Source organism: Streptomyces sp. NPDC056580 (assembly GCF_042793175.1).
GTDB lineage: Bacteria > Actinomycetota > Actinomycetes > Streptomycetales > Streptomycetaceae > Streptomyces.
This window is the reverse complement of the sequence record NZ_JBHTVE010000011.1, coordinates 90015-112894: the sequence shown is the minus strand read 5'-3', so window position 1 is coordinate 112894 and position 22880 is coordinate 90015. Positions and strand designations below refer to the sequence as shown.

Annotated in this window: 18 protein-coding genes and 1 pseudogene; 5 read left to right on the top strand and 14 right to left on the bottom strand. The window is 70.9% G+C overall.

Annotated elements, in window-relative coordinates; genetic code table 11:
* Positions 1 to 38 precede the first annotated feature (38 nt).
* Together ACFQ9Z_RS24855 and ACFQ9Z_RS24850 are read right to left on the bottom strand one after the other, a co-directional pair.
* Entirely contained in the window at positions 39 to 1250 is a 1212-nt protein-coding gene (locus ACFQ9Z_RS24855; protein WP_383022671.1) for a helix-turn-helix domain-containing protein, read from the bottom strand.
* A 378-nt stretch (positions 1251 to 1628) separates the two neighbouring features.
* Positions 1629 to 1886, bottom strand: coding sequence for a hypothetical protein (locus ACFQ9Z_RS24850; protein WP_383023079.1), 258 nt, complete (start codon positions 1884 to 1886; stop codon positions 1629 to 1631).
* A gap of 318 nt (positions 1887 to 2204) precedes the next feature.
* On the opposite strand from ACFQ9Z_RS24850, the gene ACFQ9Z_RS24845 reads away from it, so the two are divergent.
* On the top strand, positions 2205 to 2732 hold the full coding sequence (locus ACFQ9Z_RS24845) for a universal stress protein (protein ID WP_383022669.1): 528 nt from the start codon (positions 2205 to 2207) through the stop codon (positions 2730 to 2732).
* A gap of 230 nt (positions 2733 to 2962) precedes the next feature.
* On the opposite strand, the gene glmS is transcribed toward ACFQ9Z_RS24845, so the two are convergent.
* Both glmS and ACFQ9Z_RS24835 read right to left on the bottom strand, forming a co-directional pair.
* Positions 2963 to 4780 (bottom strand): glutamine--fructose-6-phosphate transaminase (isomerizing), encoded by a 1818-nt coding sequence (glmS, locus tag ACFQ9Z_RS24840; protein ID WP_143639268.1) that lies wholly within the window; start codon positions 4778 to 4780, stop codon positions 2963 to 2965.
* A 26-nt stretch (positions 4781 to 4806) separates the two neighbouring features.
* The gene (locus tag ACFQ9Z_RS24835) at positions 4807 to 5064 is read right to left on the bottom strand and encodes a hypothetical protein (RefSeq protein WP_199210656.1); all 258 of its coding nucleotides are present in this window, start codon (positions 5062 to 5064) and stop codon (positions 4807 to 4809) included.
* Positions 5065 to 5229: 165 nt separating this feature from the next.
* Between ACFQ9Z_RS24835 and ACFQ9Z_RS24830 the strand changes: the two genes are divergently transcribed.
* Complete coding sequence (locus ACFQ9Z_RS24830) at positions 5230 to 6795, top strand: purple acid phosphatase family protein (RefSeq protein ID WP_383022665.1); 1566 nt, start codon at positions 5230 to 5232, stop codon at positions 6793 to 6795.
* A 120-nt stretch (positions 6796 to 6915) separates the two neighbouring features.
* A complete protein-coding gene (locus ACFQ9Z_RS24825) occupies positions 6916 to 8517 on the top strand; it encodes a beta-N-acetylhexosaminidase (protein WP_383022662.1) in 1602 nt (533 codons plus the stop codon).
* 62 nt (positions 8518 to 8579) lie between these two features.
* Here ACFQ9Z_RS24825 and ACFQ9Z_RS24820 read toward each other — a convergent pair whose 3' ends face one another.
* The 10 genes and pseudogenes from ACFQ9Z_RS24820 to ACFQ9Z_RS24775 form a co-directional block, all read right to left on the bottom strand.
* Complete coding sequence (locus ACFQ9Z_RS24820) at positions 8580 to 10349, bottom strand: IucA/IucC family protein (RefSeq protein WP_383022660.1); 1770 nt, start codon at positions 10347 to 10349, stop codon at positions 8580 to 8582.
* On the bottom strand, positions 10346 to 10885 hold the full coding sequence (locus tag ACFQ9Z_RS24815; protein ID WP_383022658.1) for a GNAT family N-acetyltransferase: 540 nt from the start codon (positions 10883 to 10885) through the stop codon (positions 10346 to 10348). Before ACFQ9Z_RS24815 ends, ACFQ9Z_RS24820 begins: the two co-directional genes overlap by 4 nt.
* Positions 10882 to 12168: a lysine N(6)-hydroxylase/L-ornithine N(5)-oxygenase family protein gene (locus tag ACFQ9Z_RS24810; protein ID WP_383022656.1), complete on the bottom strand. Its 1287-nt coding sequence runs from the start codon at positions 12166 to 12168 to the stop codon at positions 10882 to 10884. The genes ACFQ9Z_RS24815 and ACFQ9Z_RS24810 overlap by 4 nt, the downstream gene beginning before the upstream one ends.
* Positions 12152 to 13594: a lysine decarboxylase DesA gene (gene desA, locus ACFQ9Z_RS24805; protein ID WP_383022654.1), complete on the bottom strand. Its 1443-nt coding sequence runs from the start codon at positions 13592 to 13594 to the stop codon at positions 12152 to 12154. The genes ACFQ9Z_RS24810 and desA overlap by 17 nt, the downstream gene beginning before the upstream one ends.
* Before the next feature lie 158 nt (positions 13595 to 13752).
* Positions 13753 to 13934: pseudogene (locus tag ACFQ9Z_RS24800) on the bottom strand (siderophore-interacting protein); the annotation flags it as partial.
* Positions 13935 to 13972: 38 nt separating this feature from the next.
* The gene (locus ACFQ9Z_RS24795; protein WP_383022651.1) at positions 13973 to 15019 is read right to left on the bottom strand and encodes an ABC transporter substrate-binding protein; all 1047 of its coding nucleotides are present in this window, start codon (positions 15017 to 15019) and stop codon (positions 13973 to 13975) included.
* A gap of 183 nt (positions 15020 to 15202) precedes the next feature.
* Positions 15203 to 16363, bottom strand: a complete 1161-nt coding sequence (locus ACFQ9Z_RS24790) for an acyl-CoA dehydrogenase family protein (protein WP_383022648.1) — start codon at positions 16361 to 16363, stop codon at positions 15203 to 15205.
* A gap of 5 nt (positions 16364 to 16368) precedes the next feature.
* Positions 16369 to 17289, bottom strand: coding sequence for a hydroxymethylglutaryl-CoA lyase (locus ACFQ9Z_RS24785; RefSeq protein ID WP_383023077.1), 921 nt, complete (start codon positions 17287 to 17289; stop codon positions 16369 to 16371).
* Positions 17290 to 17310: 21 nt separating this feature from the next.
* Entirely contained in the window at positions 17311 to 19236 is a 1926-nt protein-coding gene (locus ACFQ9Z_RS24780) for an acetyl-CoA carboxylase biotin carboxylase subunit (protein ID WP_383022646.1), read from the bottom strand.
* A gap of 11 nt (positions 19237 to 19247) precedes the next feature.
* Positions 19248 to 20864: a carboxyl transferase domain-containing protein gene (locus ACFQ9Z_RS24775; RefSeq protein WP_383022643.1), complete on the bottom strand. Its 1617-nt coding sequence runs from the start codon at positions 20862 to 20864 to the stop codon at positions 19248 to 19250.
* 95 nt (positions 20865 to 20959) lie between these two features.
* On the opposite strand from ACFQ9Z_RS24775, the gene ACFQ9Z_RS24770 reads away from it, so the two are divergent.
* Complete coding sequence (locus ACFQ9Z_RS24770; RefSeq protein ID WP_383022640.1) at positions 20960 to 21565, top strand: TetR/AcrR family transcriptional regulator; 606 nt, start codon at positions 20960 to 20962, stop codon at positions 21563 to 21565.
* A 134-nt stretch (positions 21566 to 21699) separates the two neighbouring features.
* Positions 21700 to 22857, top strand: coding sequence for an acyl-CoA dehydrogenase family protein (locus ACFQ9Z_RS24765; protein ID WP_351665097.1), 1158 nt, complete (start codon positions 21700 to 21702; stop codon positions 22855 to 22857).
* The last annotated feature ends 23 nt before the right edge of the window (positions 22858 to 22880 follow it).

Genomic DNA, 22880 nt, shown 5'->3' with positions numbered 1-22880 from the left:
GGCGGAGCCGCGGCTCCGCCCCCCTTCGCGTCCTGCGCTCAGCTCCCGCTGCGCGGCCCCGGCAGCAGGCTCACCGCGCCCGCGGCCTGCCGGCGGCTCTGCATCGGCACCCCGCTCTCGCGGTCCGGGTGCAGCACCGGCGACGGGTGGCCGACCGGCCCGGGGCCGGACAGGCCGGGCGCGCCCGGTCCGGGCTGCACCGGCAGGTCCGCCTCGCCCTGCCGCTCGGCCTGCGGCCGGCGGGCCCGGTAGGCCGCGCGGTAGGCGGCCGGGGACGAGCCGAGCTGGCGGCGGAAGTGCCCGCGCAGCGCGACCGGGGAGCGGAAGCCGCAGCGGCCCGCCACCTCGTCCACGGAGTAGTCCGACGTCTCAAGCAGCCGCTGCGCCTGCAGCACCCGCTGGGTGATCAGCCACTGCAGCGGTGCGCTGCCGGTGAGCGAGCGGAACCGGCGGTCGAACGTGCGGCGGCTCATGTAGGCGCGTGCCGCCAGGGTCTCCACGTCGAACTGCTCGTGGAGGTGTTCCAGCGCCCAGGCGACGACCTCGGCGAGCGGGTCGGCGCCGATCTCCTCCGGTAAAGACCTGTCGAGGTAGCGCTCCTGGCCGCCCGAGCGGCGCGGCGGGACCACCAGGCGCCGGGCGAGCGCGCCGGCCGCCTCGTTGCCGTGGTCCGTCCGCACGATGTGCAGACAGAGATCGATTCCGGCCGCCGTGCCCGCCGACGTCAGGACGTCGCCGTCGTCGACGAACAGCTCTCTCGGATCCACGTGCACCGACGGATAGCGCTTGGCCAGCGTCGGCGCGTACATCCAGTGGGTGGTCGCCGGCCGGCCGTCCAGCAGGCCGGCCGCCGCGAGGACGAACGCGCCCGTGCACAGCCCGACGATGCGGGCGCCCTCCTCGTGCGCCCGGCGCAGTGCGTCGAGCGCCTCCTCCGGCGGCGGCGAGGTGATCGAACGCCAGGCCGGCACGACGACCGTCCCGGCCCGCGAGATCGCCTCGAGCCCATGTGGTGCGGTGAGTTCCAGGCCCCCCGTGGTCCGCAGCGGGCCCTCCTCGCCGGCGCTCACCAGCAGTCGGTAGCGCGGCACTCCGGCGTCCTGGCGGTCGATCCCGAACACCGAAAGCGGTATGGAACTCTCGAAGATGGGGCCGCCGCTGAACAGCAGCACCGCGACGATCTCCTTGCGGCGGCGCCCGGACAGTTTCCGGCCCGCGGCTTCCGGCGCGGCAGTGGAGTCGTGGCTCATCCTGCTAAGCCCCCCTCGGTGGTCGCGGCTCCTCGGTTGTGTCGCTCCTGCACGTTTCCCCTCGGTCCTGCACGAGTCCCCCGCCGTAAGACAGTCAAGATCGAATCTACTGGCTACCGCGGTCTGACGGTGGCCAGTTCGACACGCCGCACATTGTCGACATGACAACTTGGCGTGAAGCATTCGATCACGAAGCGTTGCACTCGTGGGGCGTGCAGGGAAGTGCGCCTTGTCGCAGTGGCCAAACCGCGTAGGGTGCGAAGGCCGGCCCGGACCCTTTCCGTGCAGGTGGAACGGGGGTTGGGGGGTGGTCGGACCCCCTCTTGGGCGGTATCCGGAAGTTGGCCGAAAAGAAGCGCTCCAGGGTACGGAAACCGGTCAGTCGACCGGTGTCTCTCCCCTGCTGTGACGCCCGCCTCTTTGCGCGGCGCAACGTTCGGACCGCCGCAGCAGCACCCGGCAGGCGGCCGTGACGGCGGCCAGCCCGAAGGCGGTGCCGGCCGCGCCGGCGAGCGAGGCGCCGTACCAGAGGAGGACCACGGGAACGAGGACGCAACTGAAGGCCGCCCAGCGGATCACGTCGGTCGTGGTGTCCGGCGTGGGACGCGGGTCGGTGGTGGATCTCGGTCCGGGCAACTCGTACTCCCTGGGGCGGTGGCTCTCGGAGATCAACGCCCGTTCGAATCCGTCGGTCACCGGCCGCTGCTCCGTTCATGCTGTGCAAACCGCCTGTACGAGGCAGCAACCATTGCGTTACGGGCGCGGCTCGTGCATGCTCCGGGGAACCCCCACGGACATTCGGGGGCCTCGCTTACGGAGCGTGCGCGGGAAATGCGTGGAGGAGGCGTGCCGCCGTACCCTTGGGGGTATGGGGTTGGGAAGACGAATCCCGGACACAGCTCCGCCGCTCGATGACACTCCCATCCACACAAGGATCACTACGCCGAGACAGTCATGGCCGGTCACGAATTCTTCGAACCCGCGGACCGCAAGCGGCCCGTCGCCGATCCCACGGCGGCCGACCCCCTGGCGGTGCCAGAGCCACGCCCGCCCTGCGACCCCGCCTTCCTGCACGGTGTGGTCGTCGGCTTCGACGGCTCGACCTCCAGTGAGCGCGCCCTCGCCTACGCGATCGGCATGGCCCACCGCTCCGGCTCGGGTCTGATCATCGTCCACGTGGCCAACCGGCTGCCCACCACGGTGTGGGCCGGCTGCGAGCCGCCCGTGTTCGTGGACGTCCCGGACCACCGCACCGAGGTGCTCGGTCTCGAACTGGCCTGCGCGGACTACCTGGCCGAGGTGCCCTGGATCCTGGTCGAGCGCGGCGGCGACATCTGCCACGAACTCGAAGAGGTGGGGCGCGAGTACGAGGCCGACGCCATCGTGGTCGGCACCACCCACGGCATCGTGGGCCGGATCTTCGGCTCGGTGGCCGGGCGGCTCGCCAGGCGGGCGAAGCGGCCGGTCATCGTCATCCCCTGACGCCCGTCCGTCGCCGACGCTCCGTCAACTTCCCGCGTGCAGCGCGAAACTACTCGCGCGTACAGGTATTTGTGCTCTTGTGAAGGGCATACATCGGTCATCACACCGAGGCGTGCCGCGGGCCGGCGGGTGACGGCCGCCGGCCGAGCGCACAGCGGCACGAGAACGGACCCCCGCGTACGAGGTGGCAACGCGGGGGTCCGATTTCTGTGCCGTCGGGCGGGGAGCGGCTACTCCACCGTCACCGACTTGGCGAGGTTCCTCGGCTTGTCGATGTCCCGGCCCAGGGCCTTCGCCGTGTGGTAGGCGAGGAGCTGGAGCGGGATGCCCAGCAGGATCGGGTCCAGCTCGTCCTCGTTCTTCGGGACGACGATCGTCCGGTCGGCCTTCTCCTGCTCCCGGTGCGCCACCGCGAGGATCTTGCCGCTGCGGGCCTTGATCTCCTCCAGAGCCGCGCGGTTCTTCTCCAGCAGGTCGTCGTCGGGGACGATGGCGACCGTCGGCAGGGCCGGCTCGATGAGGGCGAGCGGGCCGTGCTTCAGCTCGGAGGCGGGGTAGGCCTCGGCGTGGATGTAGGAGACCTCCTTGAGCTTCAGGGAGGCCTCGCGGGCCACCGGGTAGCCCCGGACGCGGCCGATGAAGAGCATGGAGCGGGCGTCGGCGTAGCTCTCCGCGAGCTGCCTGATGTCCTCCTCCTGCTTGAGGATCTCGGTGATCTGCTCCGGCAGCCGGCGCAGGCCCTCGATGATCCGCTTGCCGTCGCGGACCGAGAGGTCGCGGGTGCGGCCGAGGTGCAGGGCGAGCAGGGCGAAGGCGACCGTGGTGTTGGTGAAGCACTTCGTGGAGACGACGCAGACCTCGGGGCCGGCGTGCACGTAGATGCCGCCGTCGGCCTCGCGGGCGATCGCGGAGCCCACCACGTTGACCACGCCGAGCACCCGGGCGCCCTTGCGCTTCAGCTCCTGCACGGCGGCGAGCACGTCGTACGTCTCACCGGACTGCGAGACGGCGACGTACAGCGTGTCGGGGTCCACGACCGCGTTGCGGTAGCGGAACTCGGAGGCCGGCTCGGCGTCGGCGGGGATGCGGGCCAGCTCCTCGATCATCTGGGCGCCGATCATGCCCGCGTGGTACGAGGTGCCGCAGCCCAGGATCTTCACCCGGCGGATCCGGCGCGCCTCACGGGCGTCCAGGTTGAGGCCGCCCAGGTGCACGGTGGAGAACCGCTCGTCGATGCGGCCGCGCAGCACCCGGTCCACGGCGTCGGCCTGCTCGTGGATCTCCTTGTGCATGTAGGTGTCGTGGCCGCCCATGTCGTACGACGCCGCCTCCCACTCCACGGTGGTGGGCTCGGCGCTGGTGCGGGTGCCCTCCGTGGTGTAGGTGCGGAAGTCGTCGGCCTTGAGGGTGGCCATCTCGCCGTCGTCCAGCGTGACGATCTGCCGGGTGTGGGCGACCAGGGCGGCGATGTCCGACGCGACGAACATCTCCTTCTCGCCGATGCCGAGGACCACCGGGGAGCCGTTGCGGGCCACCACGATGCGGTCGTTGAAGTCGGCGTGCATCACGGCGATGCCGTACGTGCCCTCGACCAGCCGCAGGGTCTCGCGGACCTTGTCCTCCAGCTTCTCGGCCGTGGAACGGGCGATGAGGTGGGTGAGGACCTCGGTGTCGGTCTCGGAGAGGAACTCGACGCCGTCCGCCTCAAGCTTGCGGCGCAGGTCGGCGGCGTTGTCGATGATGCCGTTGTGCACGACGGCGACCTTGCTGTCGGCCGACATGTGCGGGTGGGCGTTCACGTCGGACGGGGCGCCGTGGGTGGCCCAGCGGGTGTGCGCTATGCCGGTGGTGCCCTTGAAGCGCGCCGGGACCTTGGCCTCCAGGTCGCGCACCCGACCCTTGGCCTTGACCATCTTCAGGCCGGCCGTCTTGGGGGACGTGACGACGATGCCCGCCGAGTCGTAGCCGCGGTACTCCAGGCGCTGCAGACCCTCCAGGAGCAGCGGAGCCACGTCACGCTTGCCGATGTATCCGACAATTCCGCACATGTATAGGTATCTCTCAGTCTGGCGTCTCAGCCGTAGACCATGCGGCGCAGCTGCCTGAGCGTCAGCTCCGGCGGCGCCACCGCCCGGTATTTCAGGTCCGCCTCGATCCGGTCGAAGATCGCCGTGTTCGTCAGGCCCTGGGCCTGAAGCTCGCGGTGGCGGCGACGGACGTAGTCCTGCGTCGTCTCGTCGAAGTAGGCCAGCACGTCCTGCACCACCCGCAGCGCCTCGCCCCTGCTGAGGGGCGTGGAGCGCGTCAGGTGATCGACAAGTTCCTCGTGCACCCGGTAGATCCTGGGGTAAGAGCGCGAGTTTCGCAAGAATCGTGCCCGATTCCGGGCAGAGGGCTGTTGGAAGTCTTATGGGGCTCTGTTTGCGGGCTGTCCACCCCGCGTCCTGCGCCTCGTTGCCGAAGGGGACGAGTTTCAGACGTCATGGACATTCCTCGTATGGGAGTACCCGAGAAGCTGGCCGCGCGCATGAGCATGGCCGAACAGCACGAGTACCTGCGCTCCAGGTTCTCCCGGCGCAACCTGATCAGGGGCGGCGCCGTCACCCTGGGCGCCGTCACCGGCGGCGCGTTCGTGACGGGCGCCACCGCCCGGGCCACCGTTCCCACCCAGCGCACCGCGCCCGCGGCCGGGCAGGCCGACGGCTCGCTGGTCGCTCCCTTCGGCCGCCACCTCGCCTGGGGCAACGACCCGCGCACCGAGGTCAGCGTCTCCTGGCAGGTCCCGGTCGCGGTGAAGAAGCCCTTCATCCGGGTCGGCGCCCACCCGTGGGACCTCTCCCGGCGGATCGACGCCGAGGTCCGCACCCTGTACACCCCGGCCGGCGTCGGCGCGAGCGGCGACCACACCCAGTACTACCTGCACGCCAAGCTCACCCACCTGCGCCCCGGCCGGACCTACTACTACGGCGTCGGCCACCAGGGTTTCGACCCGGCCGAGCCCCATCTGCTGGGCACCCTGGGCACCTTCACCACGGCCCCCGCCCACAAGGCCCCCTTCACCTTCACCGCCTTCGGCGACGAGGGCGTCGGCTACCACGGCCTGGCCAACAACGCCCTGATCCTGGGCCAGAACCCGGCCTTCCACCTGCACGCCGGCGACATCGCCTACGGCGACCCGGCCGGCCAGGGCAAGACCGCCGACACCGGCTTCGACTCGCGCACCTGGGACCAGTTCCTGCACCAGACCGAGTCGGTCGCCAAGCAGGTCCCCTGGATGCCCGCCTACGGCAACCACGACATGGAGGCCTGGTACTCGCCCAACGGCTACGGCGGCGAGGAGGCGCGCTGGACGCTCCCGGACAACGGCCCGGACCGCAGGAACCTGCCCGGTGTCTACTCCTTCGTCTACGGCAACACCGCGGTCGTCTCGCTCGACGCCAACGACATCTCCTTCGAGATCCCGGCGAACCTGGGCATCTCGGGCGGAACGCAGACCACCTGGCTGGAGGCCCAGCTCAAGAAGTACCGCGCCGCCAAGGACGTGGACTTCATCGTCGTCTTCTTCCACCACTGCGCCTACTGCACCTCCACGGCGCACGCCTCGGAGGGCGGTGTCCGCCAGGAGTGGGTGCCGCTGTTCGAGAAGTACACCGTGGACCTGGTCATCAACGGCCACAACCACCAGTACGAACGCACCGACGTCATCAAGGCCGGCGAGGTCACCAGGAAGCTGCCGATCGGCGGCACCGCCTATCCCGAGACGGACGGTGTGGTGTACGTCACGGCCGGCGCGGCGGGCCGCAGTCTGTACGCCTTCTCCGCCCCCGACTCCTACGAGGGCCACGAGCACGAGGTGGACTCGGTCGCCTCCTTCGTCAACACCAGGGACGGCAAGCGGAACGAGACGGTCACCTGGTCCCGGGTGCGCTACCTCGACTACTCCTTCCTGCGCGTGGACGTCACGCCCGCGGCGAAGGGCCGCCGGGCCACGCTGACGGTGTCGGGCATCGCCGAGACCGGCGCGCGCATCGACCACTTCACGGTGGCCCGCACGGCGAAGTAGGGCGGCCGGCGGGCCGCCGACGGCCCGACCGCCGTCCCGTGGGGATGATTTGCGCGCGGCGGGGATTGATTCCGCGGATCTGCGGGAGAGTGGTCTTTACCACTCGTGAAGGGAGCGCATGTGAGACGGCACCACAGCACGACTCCCCGGCTGATCCGCGTCCTCGGATCGCTGCTGCTCGTCGCGGCGGCCGGCGCGACCACCGCCGGCGCGGCCCCGGCGCCGCCGGCCGCGGCGCCGACCCCACTGGCCCGGGTGGTCCCGGCGCCCGCCCAGGCACAGCCCGGCGGGCGCCCGTACCGCGTCACCTGGGCCACCGGCGTCCGGGTGGACGGCTCGGCCGAGGTCCGCCGGATCGGCGAGTACCTCGCCGGCATCCTGCGCCCGTCCACCGGTTACCGCGTGCCGGTCACCGAGCAGGGCACCGGCGGCATCCGACTCCACCTCGCCGACGACGGGTTCGGCGCCGAGGGGTACCGGCTGACCAGCGGACCCGCCGGCGTCACCATCACCGCCGGCGCCCCCGCCGGCCTCTTCCACGGAGTCCAGACGCTGCGTCAGCTCCTCCCGGCGTCCGTGGAGCGCCGCAGCGTCCAGCCCGGCCCGTGGCGGATCGCCGGCGGCACCGTCGAGGACCGCCCGCGCTACGCGTACCGCGGCGCCATGCTGGACGTCGCCCGGCACTTCTTCACCGTGGGTCAGGTCAAGCGCTACATCGACCAACTGGCCCTGTACAAGATCAACACTCTGCACCTGCACCTCAGCGACGACCAGGGCTGGCGCATCGCCGTCGACTCCTGGCCCCGCCTGACCACCTACGGTGGCTCCACCCAGGTCGGCGGCGGCAAGGGCGGCTACTTCACCAAGGCCGACTACCAGGAGATCGTCCGCTACGCCGCCTCCCGCTATCTGGAGGTGGTGCCCGAGATCGACATGCCGGGCCACACCAACGCGGCCCTCGCCTCCTACGCGGAGCTCAACTGCGACGGCACCGCGCCCCCGCTCTACACAGGCACCCAGGTCGGCTTCAGCTCGCTGTGCGTGCCCAAGCAGGTGACGTACGACTTCGTGGACGACGTGATCCGCGAACTGGCCGCGCTCACCCCCGGCCGCTACCTGCACATCGGCGGCGACGAGGCGCACTCCACCAGCCACGCCGACTACGTGAAGTTCGTCGACCGGGTGCAGCCGGTCGTCGCCAAGTACGGCAAGACGGTCATCGGCTGGCACCAGCTCACCGGCGCCACCCCCGCCAAGGGCGCCCTCGCCCAGTACTGGGGCGTGGAAGGCACCAGCGCGGCGGAGAAGGCCCAGGTGGCCAAGGCCGCCCAGAACGGCACCGGGCTGATCCTCTCCCCGGCCGACCGGGTCTACCTCGACATGAAGTACACCGCGAGCACGAGGCTGGGCACCAAGTGGGCGGGCCTGGTGGAGGTGCGGCGCTCCTACGACTGGAACCCCGGCAGCTATCTGCCCGGCGCGCCGGCTTCGGCCGTCCGGGGCGTCGAGGCGCCGCTGTGGTCGGAGACCCTCACCAAGTCCTCCGACATCGAGTACATGGCCTTCCCGCGCCTGCCCGGAGCGGCGGAGCTGGGCTGGTCCCCGGCGGCCACCCACGACTGGGACGCCTACAAGGTCCGGCTCGCGGCCCAGGCCCCGCGCTGGGACGCCCTCGGGATGAGCTACTACAAGTCGCCGCAGGTCCCCTGGCCGGCGGGCTGAGCACAGCACGACGGGCGCCCCGCGGGACCGTACCGCGGGCCGCCCGTCCGTCCTTCGGGGCGTCAGAACCCGGCGACCGGGTTGTCCAGGTGCCCCACGAGCTGGAGCGCGCCGGACGGGTCGGCGAGGTCCACCATCTGCCGGTTGTCGCGGAGCTGGAGCCGGTTGAGGCAGGACAGCGCGAACCGGGGGGCGAACACGTCGTACCGCTCGAACCGGTCGGCCAGTTCGGGCGTCGCCCGCTGGTACTCGCGCGTGACCTCGGCCACCGTGCGCCAGAAGTCGTCCTCCGCCAGGATCCCCTCGGCGGCGAGGTCCGCCGCGAGGAACCGGAAGAAGCAGTCGAAGACGTCCGTGAAGACCGACAGCAGCTTGTGGTCCTCGGGCACCTCGACACGGATCCGCCGCACCTCGGGCGGCAGCACCGCGTCGGGGTCCATGACGACGATCTCCTCGGCGATGTCCTTGAAGATCGCGCGTTCCACCACGCCGTCCCGCAGGACCAGGATGACGTTCTCGCCGTGCGGCATGTACGCCAGGTCGTAGGCGTAGAAGCTGTGCAGCAGCGGGGTGAAGTAGGCCCGCAGGTAGTGCCGCAGCCACTCGGCGGGCGGGAGGCCGGAGCGTTCGACCAGCGCGCCCGCGAAGGAGGCGCCCGCGTCGTCGACGTGCAGCAGCGAGGCCATGGTGGCCAGTGACTCGCCCTCGCGCAGGGACGGCACCGGGCTCTCCCGCCAGAGCGCGGCCAGCATCTTCCGGTAGGGCGAGTAACGGTCGGTGGCCCGCTCGTACTCCAGGTGCCGGTAGCCGACGGCCGCCCGCTCCCGGATGATCGACAGACCCGTGGACTTCAGCACGGGATCGTTCTCTATGAGCTTCGCCAGCCAGTCGTTGATCGCCGGGGTCGCCTCCATGTAGGCGGCCGACAGCCCTCGCATGAAGCCCATGTTGAGGACCGACAGGGCCGTCTTCACGTAGTGCCGTCGCGGGTCGGAGGTGTTGAAGAAGGTCCGTACGGACTGCTGGGCCAGGTACTCGTCGTCGCCCTCGCCCAGGCACACCAGGTTCCGGCGGGCCACCTCGGCGGCGAAGGTGACGCTGAGCTTGTTCCACCACTGCCAGGGGTGCACCGGGACCATCAGGTACTCGGCGGGGTCGAGCCCCCGGCCGGTGAGGGTGGCGCGGAACCGCTCCAGGGTCTCCTCGCCCAGTTCCGCCCGCAGGAAGGACTCGTACTCGATCCCGGCGCCCGCCGTGAACGCGGCCCGCGAGCGGTGCGCGGCCAGCCACACCAGCCGGACGGGGCTCGCGGTCTCCGGGGCGTACGCCAGGTACTCGTGGACGCCGAAGCCGAGCCGCCCGTTGTTGGCGACGAAGCAGGGGTGCCCCTCGGTCATCCCGGTCTCGATGTCCTGGAAGGAGCCGCGCGCCAGCTCCGCGGAGGTGACGCGGGGTTTGGCCAGCTTGTAGCAGGTGCCCGAGAGGGTGGAGGAGATCTCCTCCAGGTAGACCGGCAGGATCACCTCGCTCAGCCCCAGGGAGTCCCTCAGCTCGATGCAGAAGTCCATCGCGTCGAGCGGCAGTTCGGCGCCGTCGCGGTGCCGGGTGATCGACTCGGCGTCGACCTGCCAGTGGTCGAGGGCGCGGCGGACGGCGGCGAACCGGTACCGGGTGAGCCCGTCGTCGCTGCGGACGACGTAGCGGTCGCCGTCCTCCTCCGGGGTGAGCAGCCGCTCGTGGGCGAACTCCGCGAGGGCCTTGCGCACCAGCAGCCGGTTGGCCCGCTCCCAGCGCTCGGGGGTCAGGTGGGCGACGGTGTCGGCGAGGCTCACGCGGACACCGCCTTCAGGAACCGCTCCCGCCTGCAGAAGCTGAGCAACGCCTTCTTCTCCGGCTTGCGGATCACGCGCTCGGGCACGAACCCGACCGCCTCGTTCAGGGCGTGCACCGCCTTGTTGTCCACATCGGGCTCGACCACGACCCGCATGGTCGCCGGGTCCTCGAAGAGGTGCTTCATCACGGCGGTGATGACGGCCCGGGTGAAGCCGTGCACGGGGTTGCCGGTGGGGGCGACGAGGAAGTGCATGCCGACGTCGCCCGGCCGCGGCTCGTACAGCCCGACCAGCTCGCGGTGGGCCGGGTCGTACTTCTCCATCAGGAAGACGGGCTCCCCGTCGCGCAGTCCGAGGAGGGCGTGGTGGTGCTCGTCGGCCGCGATCTCCATGTAGGCCCGCTCGACGTCCTGGAGCCTCGCGTCCTGCATCATCCAGAACGCCGCCTTGGGATGCGTGACCCAGCCGTGCAGCAGGCCGGCGTCCTCCAGCGGGTCGAGCGGCCGGAGGGAGAAGGTGAGGGTGTCGCTGGTCATACGGCGAACTCCTGGAAGGCGATGGTCTTCTCGACCGGGTAGTACTCAGCGCCGAGCAGTTCACGGATGATGTACGCGTTCCGGTACGCGCCCATGCCCAGGTCGGGGCTGGTGATGCTGTGCGTGTGGAGGCCGGCGTTCTGCAGGAAGACACCGCGGCCGGTGACGTCGATGGCGTAGTTGCGGGCGACGTCGAAGCGGCCGTGGCCGTCGTAGCGCAGGCGGTCGCGCACCGGTTCCAGGAAGTCCGGCGGCCGGTAGTGGTAGCCGGTGGCCAGCACCAGACCCTCGGAGCGGATCTCGAAGTCCTTGTCCTGCTCGTCCTGGTGGAAGCCGAGCGTGTACGCGCCGTCCTCGTGGCGGGCCGCGGTCAGCGTGGAGTTGGTGAGCAGCCTCGTGGGCACCGGGCGGTCGCCGCTCTCCACGTCCTTCTGGTAGAGCAGGTCGAAGATCGAGTCGATCAGGTCCGAGTTGATGCCCTTGAACAGGCCCTTCTGCTGCTTCTCCAGCCGGTAGCGGGTCTCCTCGGGCAGCGCGCGGAAGTAGTCGATGTAGTCCGGGGACGTCATCTCCAGGGTCAGCTTGGTGTACTCCAGCGGGAAGAACCTGGGGGAGCGGGTGACCCAGTTGAGCTCGTAGCCGTGCACGTCGATCTCGGCCAGCAGCTCGTGGTAGATCTCGGCCGCGCTCTGGCCGCTGCCGACGATCGTGACGGACCGGCGGGCCTGCAGGTCGGCCTTGCGGTGCGTGTACTGGGAGGTGTGGACGACGTCGTCGCCGAGGTCCCGGCACGCCTCGGGGACGAACGGGACCGTGCCCGTGCCGAGGACCAGGTGCCGGGCGCGGAACGTCTCGCCGGCCGCGGTGCGGACGGCGTACAGCCCGTGCTCGTGACGCACCTCGGTGACCGTGGTGCCGAAGCGGACGCTGCCGAGCTTGCCGGCCGCCCAGCGGCAGTAGTCGTCGTACTCGACGCGCAGCGGGTAGAAGTTCTCCCGGATGTAGAACGGGTACAGCCTGCCCTTCTCCTTCAGGTAGTTGAGGAAGGAGTACGGCGAGGTGGGGTCGGCCAGGGTGACCAGGTCCGACATGAACGGGGTCTGCAGGTGGGCGCCGTCCAGGAACATGCCGGCGTGCCACTCGAAGTCGGGCTTGGAGTCCAGGAAGACGCCGTTCAGTTCGGCGATCGGCTCGGTCAGGCAGGCGAGGCCCAGGTTGAAGGGGCCGAGCCCGATCCCCACGAAGTCGTAGGGCGCCGCAGGGGCTTCAGGACGCGCGGTCAAGGGACTCTCCCAGGTACTGCTCGGCGTGGCCGGCGATCAGGTCCAGGACGGCCGCGATGTCGGCCGCCGTCGTCTCGGGGTTGAGCAGGGTGAACTTCAGGTAGTGGCGGCCGCCGACCTCGGTGCCCGCGACCACCGCGTCGCCGGAGGCGAACAGGGCCTTGCGGGCGTGCAGGTTGGCGCGGTCGATCTCGTCCGGGTCGGTGACCGCCGCCGGGACGTAGCGGAAGACGAGGGTGGACAGGGTGGGTTCGACGACCACGTCGTAGCGGGGGTCGCCGGCCAGCAGCCGCCAGCCCTCCCGGGCCAGTTCGCAGACCTCGTCGAAGAGCTGCCCGATGCCGTCCGCGCCCATGGTGCGCAGCGTCAGCCACAGCTTGAGGGCGTCGAAACGGCGGGTGGTCTGCAGGGACTTGTCGACCTGGTTGGGGATGTGCTCCTGCGCCATGCGGCGGGGGTTGAGGTACTCCGCGTGGTAGGTGGCGTGCCGCAGCGTGGCCGCGTCCCGGACCAGCACGGCGGAGGAACTCACCGGCTGGAAGAAGGACTTGTGGTAGTCGACGGTCACCGAGTCGGCGCGCTCGATGCCGTCGATGCGGTCCCGGTACTTCAGCGAGGCGAGCAGTCCGCAGCCGTAGGCGGCGTCCACGTGCATCCACACGCCGTACTGGGCGCACAGCCCGGCGATCTCGGGCAGCGGGTCGATGGAGCCGAAGTCGGTGGTTCCGGCGGTCGCGACGACCGCCATGGGCACCAGGCCGTCCTGGGCGCAGCGCTCCAGCTCGTGGGCGAGCGCCACGGTCTGCATCCGCTTGTCGTGGCCGACGGGGACGGTGACGACGGAGTCCGGGCCCAGGCCGAGCAGTTTCGCGGACTTGCGGACGCTGAAGTGACTGGCCTCGGAGGCGAAGATCCGCAGTTCGCCGAGGCTGTCGCTCTTGGCCTCCTCCCGGGCCAGCAGCAGCGCCTGGAGGTTGGACTGGGTGCCGCCGGAGGTGAACACGCCGTCGGCGCCCGGGCCGAGGCCGATACGGGCGGCCGTCCAGTCGACGAGCCTGCGCTCGATGAGGGTGCCGCCGGCCGACTGGTCCCAGGTGTCGAGGGAGGAGTTGACGGCGGAGAGCACCGCTTCGCCGAGCACCGCCGGGATGACCACCGGGCAGTTGAGGTGGGCGAGGTAGCGGGGGTGGTGGAAGTACACCGCGTCGCGGAGGTAGACCTCCTCCAGCTCGTCCAGCACCGCGGCGGTGTCGCCGAGCGGCCGGTCGAGGTCGATTCCGTCGATCCGGGGGGCGAGGCCGTCGACGGTTACACCGGTGAACGGCCGCTCAGTGGTGGCGAGTTTGGCCGCCACCCGCTCGACTCCTTCGGTCACGGAGCGGCGGTAGTGCTCCGCTGTGAGGCCATTGAGCAGGTGCGAGCGCATGTGGGGGCCCTCCGAGGGGACTGTCCGTGGCGAGAAGCTTAGGTTAGCCTAACCTAAGTTTGCTGGTTCGAGATACGCCTCTTCCGTGGCCGGGGCCACTTTCAGGGGGAGTTACTCAGCCGCGCGCAGCTGTTCCTCCGTCATGCCCTGCCGCCAGTAGCCGACAAGGTGACGCCGCGCATCACGGCCCGGACGTCGTCCGGCAGTTCACGCCGGCCCTGCCACCAGCGCGCAGATCGTCATCGGCGAAGGTGACCCGGGCCAGGGACGGCCCGAGCCGCCTCGTCCGTACGACCTGGAGGGAGAAGAAACGGAACGGGGCGGCTACGGCCGTCGTCATGGGTGCTCCTGAGGTTGCCGTTCAGGAAGAGGGGGGAGCTAGCCGACCTTCTCGGCCTTCTCCAGCGCCTCGGCCAGGCCGGTGAGCAGCGGCACGCACTTGTCGTAGGACAGGATCGGCTCGGGGGAGCGGGCGATGACCTGGCCCGCCTTGACCGCGGGCAGTTTCCTCCAGGTGGCCTTGGTGATGTCGGCCGGCTGGATGGCGGAGGTGCGGTCGTCCATCATGATGATGTCGGCCTGGTACTTGTCGACGTTCTCCCAGCTCAGCGACTCGTACCAGCCGCCGCCCCGCTTCTTGGCGCTCTCCGGGGGCTCGACGAAGTTGACGCCGAGGGCCTTGAAGTACTCCAGGTCGATGGAGAGGTTGGTGCCGGAGACGTAGAAGAGCTGGTCGCTTGCGGAGCCGGCCATCACCTTGATGCCGGGCTTGGCCTTGGCGGCGGCGCGCAGCCGGGCCGAGGCCTCCTCGAACCGCTTCCTGGCGTCCGTCGCCTTCGCGGCCTTCATGTCCGCGCCGAGCGACTCGGCCAGCTTCCACATGCGTTCGAGCGGCTGGGTGAGCTGACGGTCGTAGACCGAGACGCCGACGCTGGGCGCGAGCTGGGCGATCTTCTTCTTCGACTCCTCGGGGACGTACCAGAGGGTGCCGGCGTCGTCGAACATGGTGCTGATGAGCGCGTCGGGCGCGAGGGCCGCGTACTTCTCGATGTTGAACTGGCCCCAGGTGTTGCCGAGGACCGTCACCTTGCTGATGTCCATGTCGCCGGCCTGGACGTCGGCCTTGCCCGCGGTGGTCTTCGTCGGGCCGAAGACGCCCTTGACCCGGATGCCGTAGTCGTACAGCGCGGCGGCGGCGCCGGTGAACGCGACGATGTTCGCGGGGACCTCGTCCAGTCTCACCGTGGTGCCGCGGTCGTCCGTGAAGCTCCAGGCGCCGGACCTGCCGCCCTTGGCCTGCCCCTCGGACCCCGCCTCTTCGCCCTGGTCGTCACCGCAGGCCGCGAGCGCGGCGCCGAGTCCGAGGACACCGCCCGCGGCGAGCAGGCCGCGGCGGGTGAAGTGGGTGGAACGGGCATGGGGCATGGGTATGGCTGCTTTCGACCGGGGCGTGGCCGCCCGCCGGACAGTTCGAAGGTAGGTTAGCCTAACCTCAGTGAATGTCCAGGGGGCGGGGGCCGCCGCCGACACCCCGTCAGCAGCGCGAACGCGGGGCGGCGAACGGACGGGTCCGCCCGCCGCCCCGCGTCCCCGTGAGCGCTGGGACCGTCAGCCGATCAGGCCCAACTCGCGGGCCACCAGCATCCGCTGCACCTCGCTGGTGCCCTCGCCGATCTCCAGGATCTTGGAGTCGCGCCACATCCGGGCCACCGGGTACTCGTTCATGAAGCCGTAGCCGCCGTGCACCTGGGTGGCGTCGCGGGCGTTGTCCACGGCGACGGTTGAGGAGTACAGCTTGGCCATGGCCGCCTCCTTCTTGAAGGGTTCGCCGGCCACCAGCCGGTAGGCGGCGTCGCGCCAGGCCAGACGGGCGGTGTGGGCCTTCATCTCCATGTCCGCGATCTTGAACTGGATGGCCTGGTTGGCGCCGATCGGCCGGCCGAAGGCGTGGCGCTCCTTGGCGTACTTCACCGACTCGTCCACACAGCCCTGGGCCAGGCCGGTGGCGAGCGCCGCGATGGCGATGCGGCCCTCGTCGAGGATGCGCAGGAACTGCGCGTAGCCCCGGCCCTCCTCGCCGAGCAGGTTGGCGGCGGGCACCCGGACGTCCTGGAAGGACAGTTCACGGGTGTCGGAGGCGTTCCAGCCGACCTTGGAGTAGGGCGCGGCGACCGTGAATCCGGGCGTGCCGGACGGCACGACGATGGCCGAGATCACCGGCCGGCCGTCCGGCTTGCGGCCGGTGACGGCCGTGACCGTCACCAGGCCGGTGATGTCGGTGCCCGAGTTGGTGATGAAGCACTTCGTGCCGTTGATCACCCACTCGTTCGTGTCCGGGTCCAGGCGGGCCGTGGTGCGGGTGGCGCCGGCGTCGCTGCCGCCGTCCGGCTCGGTGAGGCCGAAGGCGCCCAGCATCTCGCCGGAGCAGAGCCGGGGGAGCCACTCGCGCTTCTGCTCCTCGGTGCCGAAGAGGTGGACCGGCATCGCGCCGAGCGAGACACCCGCCTCGAGCGTGATGGCCACCGAGGAGTCGACCCGGGCCAGCTCCTCCAGGGCGATGCCGAGTGCCAGGTAGTCGCCGCCCATGCCGCCGTACTCCTCCGGGAACGGCAGCCCGAACAGGCCCATGCGGCCCATCTCGCGGACGATCTCGTACGGGAACTCGTGCCGCTCGTAGAAGTCGCCGATCTTCGGCGCCACCACGTCGTGCGCGAACTCCTCCACCGTGCGCCGGAGTTCCTCCAGCTCGGGGCTGAGGCGGTGGTCCATGCTGATCACTGATCCTTGTGGGAGAGGGCGCGGACGGTTCGGGACGGGCTCGGTCGGCCCAGCTGTTCGGCCATCCACACGCTGGTGGCGGTCAGACGGTCGAGGTCGACCCCGGTCTCGATGCCGAGGCCGTGCAGCATCCAGACGAGGTCTTCGGTGGCGAGATTGCCGGTGGCGGACTTCGCGTACGGGCAGCCGCCGAGGCCCCCGGCGGACGCGTCGACCGTCGTCACCCCGTGCTCCAGCGCCGCGTAGGTGTTCGCGAGCGCCTGGCCGTAGGTGTCGTGGAAGTGGACGCCGAGCACGTTCGTCGGCACGCCCTCCTCGTTCAGCAGCGCGAGCAGTTCGAGGACATGGCCCGGGGTGGCCACGCCGATGGTGTCGCCGAGGCTCAGCTCGTCGCAGCCCATGTCGCGCAGCGCCCGGCAGACGCGGACCACCTGGTGGAGCGGGACGGCGCCCTCCCAGGGGTCGCCGAAGCACATCGACACGTAGCCGCGCACGTGTGCGCCGGCGTCCTTCGCCTGCCGCACCACCGGTTCGAACACGGCCAGCGACTCGTCCACGGTGCGGTTGAGGTTGGCCTTGGCGAAGGACTCCGTGGCGCTGGCGAACACCGCGATCCGGCGGGCGCCGAGCGACAGGGCCCGCTCCAGACCGCGCTGGTTCGGCACCAGCACCGGCAGCTCGACGCCGAGGTCCGAGACGAGCGGGAACAGCTGCTCGGCGTCGGCGAGCTGGGGCACCCACTTGGGGTGCACGAAGCTGGTCGCCTCGACGGTCGTCAGGCCGGCGCCGGCCAGGCGGCGGATGAACTCCGCCTTCACCGCCGTCGGCACGGAGGTCTTCTCGTTCTGCAGCCCGTCGCGCGCGCCGACCTCGTGGATCCGCACCCGCGAGGGCAGGTCCTGGGCCGGTACCATCATGGGCAGCCGATCGGCGCTCACTTACGCCTCCTCCTTGGGTGCGATGACGGCCAGCACCTGGTCCATGGCGACCGTGGAGCCGGGGGTCACGTCCAGTTCGGCGACCGTGCCGGCGTGCGGGGCGGAGACGACGTGCTCCATCTTCATCGCCTCGACCACCAGCAGGCTCTGCCCGGCCGTGACCTCGTCGCCGACGGCGACCTTCACCACGGTCACCGTGCCCGGCATGGGCGCGGTGAGCGAGTCGGCGCCCGCGTGCGCCGACCGGCTCAGGGAGGCCTCCACCGGGTCGTGGTCGCGCACCTGCCAGGCGTCGCCCTCGCGGCCGAGCCAGTCACCGGCCCGGCGGAAGGTGTGCCGGACGCCGTCGAGGGTGACGGACACCCGGTCGCCGGCGACGCTGTGGGCGCCGCGCGGGGTGTACGCGACCGGTTCCTGCGCACGCAGGTGGACGACGGGCCGCCTGGGCGTGCCGCCCAGGCGCCAGCCGCTCGGCACCGAGAAGGGGTCCACCCAGCCCTCGCCGGCCGGCCGCAGCGCGTCCAGCCGCACCGCCGCCGCCGCCTCGTACACCTCCTCCGGCACGTCCCCGGGGACCAGCTCGTCGACCACCCGCTCCACAAGACCGGTGTCCAGCTCGCCGGCCACCACCGCCGGGTGTGCCAGCAGCCGCCGCAGGAAGCCCGCGTTGGTCTGCACGCCCAGCGTGACGGTCTCGGCGAGTGCGGAGCGCAGCCTGCGCAGCGCCGTCTCCCGGTCGGGGCCGTAGGCGATCACCTTGGACAGCATCGGGTCGTAGAGGCTGCCCACCGCGGTGCCCTCGCTGAGCCCCGAGTCGGTGCGCACGCCGTCGCCCTGGGGCTCGTGCAGCAGGCGCACCGTGCCGCCGGAGGGCAGGAAGCCGCGCGCCGGGTCCTCGGCGCAGATCCGGGCCTCCACCGCGTGCCCGGTCAGCCGGACGTCCTGCTGCGCGAAGCCCAGCCGTTCCCCGGCCGCCACCCGGAGCTGCCACTCCACCAGGTCCAGCCCGGTGATGAGCTCCGTGACCGGGTGCTCCACCTGCAGGCGGGTGTTCATCTCCATGAAGTAGTACGACGAGGGGTCGCCGCCCGGCACGATGAACTCCACCGTGCCCGCGCCCCGGTAGCCGCAGCTGCGGGCCGCCTGTGCGGCCGCCTCGCCCATCGCGGCCCGGGTGGCCTCGTCCAGGAGCACGCTCGGCGCCTCCTCGATGATCTTCTGGTGCCGCCGCTGCAGCGAGCACTCGCGCTCGCCGAGGTGGACGACGTTGCCGTGCCCGTCGGCCAGCACCTGGATCTCGATGTGCCGGGGGCGGTCGACCCACCGCTCCACCAGCAGGGTGTCGTCGCCGAAGGAGGCGCGGGCCTCGCGGCGGGCGGCCGCGATCTCCTCCTCCAGCACGGACACGTCCCGCACCAGCCGCATGCCCTTGCCGCCGCCGCCCGCCGAGGGCTTGAGCAGCACGGGCGCCCCGATCCCGCGCGCGGCGTCCGCCAGTTCGGCGTCCGTGAGGCCGCTGCCGCTGGAGCCCGGCACGACCGGCACCCCGGCCGCCTCCACCGTCTCCTTGGCGCGGATCTTGTCGCCCATGAGGGCGATCGCGTCCGCGGGCGGGCCGATGAAGACAAGTCCCGCCTCCTCGCAGGCACGCGCGAAACCGGCGTTCTCGGCGAGGAAGCCGTAGCCGGGGTGGACGGCCTGGGCGCCGGTGCGGGCGGCGGCCTCCAGCAGCCGCTCCACCGACAGGTAGCTCTCGGCCGCGGGCGCCGGACCGATCCGTACCGCGGTGTCGGCCTCCCGGACGTGCCGCGCGTCGGCGTCGGCGTCGGAGAAGACCGCCACCGAGCGGACGCCCAGCGAGCGCAGCGTACGGATGACGCGTACGGCGATCTCGCCCCGGTTGGCCACCAGCACTGTGTCGAACACGGTTCCCCTCCTCACATCCGGAAGACGCCGAACTGGGGGTCTCCCAGCGGCGCGTTGGCGCAGGCCGTCAGGGCGAGTCCCAGCACCTGACGGGTCTCCATCGGGTCGATCACGCCGTCGTCCCACAGACGGGCGGTGGCGTAGTAGGCGTTGCCCTGGCTCTCGTACTGGGCGCGGATCGGGGCCTTGAAGGCCTCCTCGTCGTCGGCGGGCCACTGCTCGCCGCGCGCCTGCATCTGGTCCCGCTTGACCGTGGCGAGCACGGAGGCGGCCTGCTCGCCGCCCATGACGGAGATCTTGGCGTTGGGCCACATCCACAGGAAGCGGGGGGAGTAGGCCCGGCCGCACATCGAGTAGTTGCCGGCGCCGTACGAACCGCCGACCACGACGGTCAGCTTCGGCACGCGGGTGCAGGCCACCGCCGTGACCATCTTGGCGCCGTGCTTGGCGATGCCGCCCGCCTCGTAGTCCCGGCCGACCATGAAGCCGGAGATGTTCTGCAGGAACAGCAGCGGGATGCCGCGCTGGTCGCACAGCTCGATGAAGTGGGCGCCCTTCTGGGCGGACTCCGAGAACAGGATGCCGTTGTTGGCGACGATCCCGACCGGGTGGCCGTGGATCCGGGCGAAGCCGGTGACCAGGGTCTGCCCGAACTCGGCCTTGAACTCGGCGAACCGTGAGCCGTCGACCACGCGCGCGATGATCTCGCGCACGTCGTAGGGGGTGCGGGAGTCCACCGGGACGGCGCCGTACAGCCCGGCCGGGTCGACCTTGGGCTCCACGGCCGGGGTGACCTCCCAGGGGAGGGACTGCCGCGCGGGCAGCGTGGCGACGATGTTCCGCACGATCCGCAGGGCGTGCGCGTCGTCCTCGGCGAGGTGGTCGGTGACCCCGGAGATCCGGGAGTGCACCTCGCCGCCGCCCAGCTCCTCGGCGGTCACGACCTCGCCGGTGGCCGCCTTCACCAGCGGCGGGCCGCCCAGGAAGATCGTGCCCTGGTTGCGGACGATCACCGCCTCGTCGCTCATCGCCGGCACGTACGCCCCGCCGGCCGTGCAGGAGCCGAGGACGGCCGCGATCTGCGGGATGCCGGCGCCGGACATGCGCGCCTGGTTGTAGAAGATGCGCCCGAAGTGCTCGCGGTCCGGGAACACCTCGTCCTGCATCGGCAGGAACGCCCCGCCGGAGTCGACGAGGTAGACGCAGGGCAGCCGGTTGTCGAGGGCGACCTCCTGCGCGCGCAGGTGCTTCTTCACCGTCATCGGGTAGTACGTGCCGCCCTTGACGGTGGCGTCGTTCGCGACGATCACGCACTCGCGCCCGCTGACCCGGCCGATCCCGGCGATCACGCCGGCGGCCGGCGCCTGCCCGTCGTACATCCCGTCGGCCGCGAGGGGAGCCAGCTCCAGGAAGGGCGAGCCCGGGTCGAGCAGTGTGTCCACCCGGTCCCGCGGCAGCAGTTTGCCGCGCGCGGTGTGCCGGGCCCGCGCCTTCTCGCCCCCGCCGAGCGCGGCGGCGGCCAGTTTGCCGCGCAGTTCCCCGGCGAGTGCGAGATGAGCCTGTTCATTGGCCCGCCAGGCCTCCGACGCGGGATCGGCCGCGCTGTGAAGCTCCGGTGCCTCTTGCATCCTTGCGGTCCCCTCACCCAGTGGTGACTGTTAATGAGCGTTAACCATTTCACTCAGGTTAACGACCGCTAACCTCGCTGTCTAGAATTAGCGGCATGGCCACCAGAACCGACGCCCCCACCCGCCGCGAGCAGATCCTCAAGGAGGCTGCCCGGCTCTTCGCCGAGCGCGGCTTCCACGGTGTCGGGGTTGACGAGATAGGCGCCGCGGTCGGCATCAGCGGCCCCGGCCTGTACCGCCACTTCCCGGGCAAGGACGCGATGCTCGCGGAGCTGCTGGTCGGCATCAGCGGCCGGCTGCTGACCGGCGCCAAGCGGCGCCTGGCCGAGGCCGGCGGGGGGACCGGGGCCGCACGGGTCCTCGACTCGCTCATCGAGGGCCACATCGACTTCGCCCTCGACGACCGCCCCCTGATCACCCTGCACGACCGCGAGCTGGACCGGCTGCGCGACAGCGACCGCAAGCTGGTGCGGCAGCTGCAGCGGCAGTACGTGGAGCTGTGGGTCGAGGTGGTGCGCGAGGTCTACCCCGGACTGACCGAGCCCAGCGCCCGCTCCGCGGTCCACTCGGTCTTCGGCCTGCTCAACTCCACCCCGCACCTCGGCCGCGCCGGCACCCTGCCGGGCCGCGCCGCCACGGCGGCCCTGCTGCACCGGATGGCCCGGGGGGCCTTCGGGGCGGCCGGGGCGGCCGAGGGCTGAGGCTCGGGGGCGCCGCCGGCCGGCGGGTGGTCAAGGTCACCCTGGACGGCTGAACGTACCCGCCAGTATCTTGGCTCTGAGCAAGCGCTTAGACATGCCCGAATGTCATGCCGAGGTACGTGGAGGTGGCGGTCGTGCGCCGTACGGTGTTCAACGAGGATCACGAGGCGTTCCGGGAGACCCTTCGCGCCTTCATCGAGGCCGAGGTCGTCCCCGTCTACGACGAGTGGTTCGCCGCCGGCCAGGCGCCGCGCGACTTCTACTACAAGCTCGGCGAGCTGGGCATCTTCGGGATCAACGTGCCCGAGGAGTTCGGCGGCGCGGGTATGGACAGCCACAAGTTCGAGGCCGTCCTCTACGAGGAGACCGCCCGCGCCGGCGTGCAGTTCGGCGGCTCCGGCGTGCACGTGCTGCTCGCGCTGCCGTACATCAAGATGCTGGCCACGGACGAGCAGAAGAAGCGTTTCCTGCCGAAGTTCGTCACCGGCGAGGAGATGTGGGCCATCGCGATGACCGAGCCCGGCACCGGCTCCGACCTCGCGGGCATGAAGACCACCGCCAAGCTCTCCGAGGACGGCACGCACTACGTCCTCAACGGCGCCAAGACCTTCATCACCGGCGGTGTGCACGCCGACAAGGTGATCGTCTGCGCCCGGACCTCCGCGCCGACCGCCGAGGACCGCCGCCACGGCATCTCCCTGTTCGCCGTGGACACCAAGTCCGAGGGCTACTCCATCGGCCGCAAGCTGGACAAGCTGGGCCTGCGCACGTCCGACACCGCCGAACTGGCCTTCGTCGACGTCAAGGTACCCGTCGAGGACCTCCTCGGCGAGGAGAACAAGGGCTTCTACTACCTCGGCCACAACCTGGCCTCCGAGCGCTGGGGCATCGCCTTCGGCGCCTACGCCCAAGCCAAGGCCGCCGTCCGGTTCGCCAAGCAGTACGTCCAGGAGCGCACCGTCTTCGGCAAGCCGGTCGCCCACTTCCAGAACACCAAGTTCGAGCTGGCCGCCTGCCAGGCCGAGGTGGACGCCGCCGAGGCCGTCGCCGACCGCGCGACCGAGGCCCTGGACGCCGGCGAGCTGACCCCCGCCGAGGCCGCCTCCGCCAAGCTCTTCTGCACCGAGGTCGCGCACCGCGTCATCGACCGCTGCCTCCAGCTCCACGGCGGCTACGGCTACATGAACGAGTACCCGATCGCCCGCCTGTACGCGGACAACCGCGTCAACCGCATCTACGGCGGCACCAGCGAGATCATGAAGACGATCATCGCCAAGGACATGGGCCTGTAAGGTCCGCGCAATCACCGGCGGGT

Bases quoted from the DNA above. Each gene is read 5' to 3' on its own strand.
- ACFQ9Z_RS24855 (WP_383022671.1), bottom strand. From the start codon at position 1,250: ATGAGCCACGACTCCACTGCCGCGCCGGAAGCCGCGGGCCGGAAACTG.
- ACFQ9Z_RS24845 (WP_383022669.1), top strand. From the start codon at position 2,205: ATGGCCGGTCACGAATTCTTCGAACCCGCGGACCGCAAGCGGCCCGTC.
- glmS (WP_143639268.1), bottom strand. From the start codon at position 4,780: ATGTGCGGAATTGTCGGATACATCGGCAAGCGTGACGTGGCTCCGCTG.
- ACFQ9Z_RS24830 (WP_383022665.1), top strand. From the start codon at position 5,230: ATGGGAGTACCCGAGAAGCTGGCCGCGCGCATGAGCATGGCCGAACAG.
- ACFQ9Z_RS24815 (WP_383022658.1), bottom strand. From the start codon at position 10,885: ATGACCAGCGACACCCTCACCTTCTCCCTCCGGCCGCTCGACCCGCTG.
- desA (WP_383022654.1), bottom strand. From the start codon at position 13,594: ATGCGCTCGCACCTGCTCAATGGCCTCACAGCGGAGCACTACCGCCGC.
- ACFQ9Z_RS24795 (WP_383022651.1), bottom strand. From the start codon at position 15,019: ATGCCCCATGCCCGTTCCACCCACTTCACCCGCCGCGGCCTGCTCGCC.
- ACFQ9Z_RS24790 (WP_383022648.1), bottom strand. From the start codon at position 16,363: ATGGACCACCGCCTCAGCCCCGAGCTGGAGGAACTCCGGCGCACGGTG.
- ACFQ9Z_RS24785 (WP_383023077.1), bottom strand. From the start codon at position 17,289: ATGATGGTACCGGCCCAGGACCTGCCCTCGCGGGTGCGGATCCACGAG.
- ACFQ9Z_RS24775 (WP_383022643.1), bottom strand. From the start codon at position 20,864: ATGCAAGAGGCACCGGAGCTTCACAGCGCGGCCGATCCCGCGTCGGAG.
- ACFQ9Z_RS24770 (WP_383022640.1), top strand. From the start codon at position 20,960: ATGGCCACCAGAACCGACGCCCCCACCCGCCGCGAGCAGATCCTCAAG.